This is a genomic window from Myxococcus vastator (assembly GCF_010894475.1).
In the GTDB taxonomy this organism is placed as follows: Bacteria; Myxococcota; Myxococcia; order Myxococcales; family Myxococcaceae; genus Myxococcus; species Myxococcus vastator.
In genome coordinates, this window is sequence record NZ_JAAIYB010000620.1 from 1 (window position 1) to 3,784 (window position 3,784).

The window sequence follows — 3,784 nt, forward strand, 5'->3', positions numbered from 1 at the left end:
GTGGAGGTCCGCCGCCGCCCGGAGTAAGGGGGTCGGACATGCCCCTTCGCCTCGTGAAACGACTTGCCCGGGACTGGTTCCTGCTGGGGATGCTCGGCGCCGTCCTGCTGGCCGCGCTCTTCCCGGGGTTCGGCGCGTCGGGCGGGCCGATGCACGCGGACGTCGTCGCCGACGTGGGCATCTTCGCGGTGTTCCTGCTCCACGGCCTGGGCCTGCCCGCGGCCCAGCTCCGCGCGGGCGTGGTGACGTGGCGCGTCCACCTGGTGGTCCAGGTCTTCACCTTCGGGGTGTTTCCGCTGCTGTGGTGGCTGGGCGACGTGCTGGTGGGCCGCTGGCTGCCGGCGGACTTGTCGATGGGGCTGCTCTATCTCTGCGCGGTGCCGTCGACCATCTCCTCCTCGGTGGCGATGACGGGCGTGGCCCGGGGCAACGTGCCCGCCGCCATCTTCAACGCCAGCCTGTCCAGCCTGCTGGGCATCGTGCTGACGCCGCTCATCATCAGCCTGTTCGCCAGCGCCACCGGGCAGTCCCTGTCCATGGGCCAGGCCGTCCTCAAGCTGGCGACCCTGCTGCTGCTCCCCCTGGCGCTGGGGCAGCTGCTGCGCCCGCTGGTGGGCGGCTGGTTCGCCCGCTACCGGCCCTACACGAATGCCTTCGACCGGGTGTTCATCCTGGTCCTCGTCTATTCGTCGTTCTGTGACTCCATTGCCTCGGGCCTGTTCTCCAACTACGGCGCGGAGGTGCTGGGCATCGCCTTCGTGGGCGCGGTGCTCATCCTGGCCACCGTGCTGGTGCTGACCACGCGGACGGCTCGGGCGCTGGGCTTCTCCAAGGAGGACGAAATCACGGCGGTCTTCTGCGGGTCGAAGAAGACACTGGCCTCGGGCGTTCCCATGGCGCGGCTGCTCTTTGGCGCCAACCCCGCCCTGGGGCTCATCGTCCTACCGTTGATGTTCTACCACCAGGCCCAGCTCCTCGTGTGCTCGCTCCTGGCGGAGCGCTACGCGAAGCGCCCGGTGGGACAACCCGCCGCGTAGGCCGCGGTGCGCATCCCCTGCGGCCCGGCACTGTGATAGGTGCGCAACCCACGTATGTCAGCGCCGCAAAGAACCTCAGGGGCCTGGCTTGACCCGGCCGGTACAGCCCGGGCTGGAATGCACTCCATGGCCGAAAGACTCGTCTTCCCTCCCATCGTGGAAGGGCTCTTCGTCCGGGGACTGTCCGGGCGGGTGACGCCCCTGCTCAAGGAGCAGTTGCGGAGCGAGGGCCTGGACCTGGACCGGCCGCTGCTCCCCGCGTACTCCCTGGAGTCGTGGATTCGCTGCGTCACGCTGACAGCGAAGGCGCTGCACCCCCACGAGCCCGACGAGGTGGCGTGGCGGATGCTCGGCGAGCGGATGATTGACGGCTACCGCGACACGCTGATGGGCCGCGCCCTGCTCGGGGTGATGAAGCTGCTGGGGCCCTGGCGGATGCTGTCGAAGGCGCAGCACGGCTTCCGGACGAGCAACAACTACACCGAGGTCCGCATCTCCGAGACGGGACCGACGGAGGCCGAGGTCTGGCTCAACGAGCCCGGCATGCTGCGCTACTTCAAGCAGGGCGTCATGCTCGCCATGTCCCGGGCCGCTGGCGGCGTGGCCGCGTCGGTGGAGGTCCGCGCGTTCGACGAACACTGCGTCACGTATCGCGTCTCCTGGAAGGACTCGGGCCGCTGAGGCGGCTTGCCCTGGGGGCCGCCCGTCTGCGACGGTAGCCAGCGCGATGGCGCCCTGGCGCCGTTGGTGAGGGGGACGATATGCCGTCGAGCGAGCGCGCCAATCTTCCGCGCTGGAAGGGGCAGCAAGGCTTCTTCGAAATCTGGTTCCTGTGTGTGCTCGACCCTGGGGGTGAGCGCGCCTGGTGGTTCCGCTACACGCTCTTCACGCCCGCGCCGGGAGCGTCCGGTGAGCCTCGCGCCATGCTGTGGGCGGCGGCCTTCGACTGCGCCACCGCCACGCCCGCGCTGGGATTGAAGGCCATCCATCCCCTCACCCGCTTCTCCACCGAGGCGCCTGGCCGCTTCGGCATCCGGATTGGCGACGCGGAGCTCGCGCCGGGCCGGAGCCATGGCCGCGTTGCCTCGGGAGGCCATTCCATTGAATGGGATTTGCGCTACACGCCGGAGACCGCGGAGGCGGTGCGACGTGCTCCGCGGGGCTCCGACCTGCTGCCACTCACGACGCATGTGGCCCATGCCCATGACGACATCACCTTCACCGGCGCCGTCACCGTGGATGGGCACCGGTATGACGTCCAGGGCGCGCCGGGGCTGCAGAAGCACCTGTGGGGACACCGCCGGCTGGAGGAGCTGACGTGGCTCTACGTGCCGCGCTTCCAGGAGGACCCGGAGGCCCGCCTGGAGGTGCTGTCCGTGCGCTCCCGCCAGCATCCGCTCAGTCCCCGGCTGTCGCCCATCTACCTGCGCACCGCGCAGCGGGAACACCGGTTCCACGAGGCCCCGGACCTGCTGTTCACGCGCCTGCGGTCGCCTCAGCCGGGGGAGCTGTGCTTCCAGGCCCGCTCGGCCACCGTGGCCGTGAGGGGTCGCGCGTGGTGCGACCCCAAGACGCTGGTGGGCTACGTCTACCGGGACCCGACGGGCTGGGACGTCCACGTGGCCCAGAGCGACGTGGCCACCTGCGCGATGGAGCGCTTCACCCGCCCCCACCCCTTCGCGGCGTGGAGACCGGATGGACGCCTCACCTCCACCGTGGGCGCCCTGGAGTTCCACGCGCCCGAGCCCCTGGAGGGCGTGCGCTACATCGGCTGGGATGAGACGGCTGTCTCGGAGGCGCCGGGCGAGGCCCCGCCCGCGGTGGCCGAAGGCGCGTAGCGGCGCGAGCGCTCAGGGCGCCATCAGCTTGCGGAGCGCGTCCAGCGCTTCGCTCGCGCCCACGCCCAGGAACAGGAGCAGCGTGGCGATGAGCGCGGCGTTGACGAGCCAGCCGTTGCGCAGCGCCCCCACCCACGCACGGCGGTTGTTCATCCACAGCAGCGTCGCGGCGAGCAGCGGCATGAACAGCGCGCCCATCACCGCGTAGGCCAGCTGGGCGCGTTGCAGGGGGACCCACAGCAGCGGGAGGGGCACCACCGCCATCGCCACGAGGTAGCCGCGCCACGCCCGGGTGTTTCGCAGCGGCGCCGCGCGCGCGAGCTCCTGGCGGTGGACGCGCAGGAAGTCCGCGAAGAGATACGGGATGCCCTCCCAGACGCCCAGCAGGCTGGAGAACACGGCGGCCCAGAAGCCCCACAGGAAGAGCCAGTAGCCGAACGGCCCGATGATGTCGCCCAGCCGCTGCGCCAGCAACGTCGTCACCCGGAGGCCGCTGCCCTGGAGCTGCACGGTGGAGCCGATGATGACCATCGCGATGCCGAACAGCGCCGTCAGCGAGTAGCCCACGGCGAGGTCGGCCTGACACGTCCGCAGCCACCCCGCGCCTTCACGGCCTCGCTCCCGAATCCAGTAGCCGTAGGAGAGCACCGTCACGGTGCCGCCCACGCCGCCCAGCAGGCCCAGCACCCAGCCGGTGCCGCCTTCGGGCATCGTCGGAATCACCAGCCCCCGCGCGGCGGCGCTCCAGTCCGGGCCCGAGGCCGCGGCCGTGAAAATCACCGTGACGAACATCAAACCGATGCACGCCGCCATCAGCCGCTCGAAGAAGCGGAAGCCCCCGGCCCACACCAGCCCCAGGCCCACGAGCGCATGCACCACGCCCCAGATGCGCCGCGACGTGTCCGGGTC

4 protein-coding genes are annotated in these 3,784 nt (G+C 70.8%); 3 read left to right on the top strand and 1 reads right to left on the bottom strand.

Annotation, left to right across the window (positions count from 1 at the left end; all coding sequences use genetic code 11):
• The first annotated feature begins 38 nt into the window (after window positions 1-38).
• The 3 genes from G4D87_RS34995 to G4D87_RS35005 all read left to right on the top strand — a co-directional run bounded on the left by G4D87_RS34995 (window position 39) and on the right by G4D87_RS35005 (window position 2,875).
• Window positions 39-1,037, top strand: a complete 999-nt coding sequence (locus G4D87_RS34995; protein ID WP_163787020.1) for a bile acid:sodium symporter — start codon at window positions 39-41, stop codon at window positions 1,035-1,037.
• Between the two features lie 126 nt (window positions 1,038-1,163).
• Window positions 1,164-1,718 carry a DUF2378 family protein gene (locus tag G4D87_RS35000; protein WP_240358857.1) on the top strand — a complete coding sequence of 185 codons (555 nt, stop codon included), beginning with the start codon at window positions 1,164-1,166 and terminating at the stop codon, window positions 1,716-1,718.
• An 80-nt stretch (window positions 1,719-1,798) separates the two neighbouring features.
• Window positions 1,799-2,875: a hypothetical protein gene (locus G4D87_RS35005; RefSeq protein ID WP_163787024.1), complete on the top strand. Its 1,077-nt coding sequence runs from the start codon at window positions 1,799-1,801 to the stop codon at window positions 2,873-2,875.
• 12 nt (window positions 2,876-2,887) lie between these two features.
• Here G4D87_RS35005 and G4D87_RS35010 read toward each other — a convergent pair.
• A partial coding sequence (locus G4D87_RS35010) for an NRAMP family divalent metal transporter (RefSeq protein WP_163787026.1) occupies window positions 2,888-3,784 on the bottom strand: 897 nt, incomplete at its 5' end.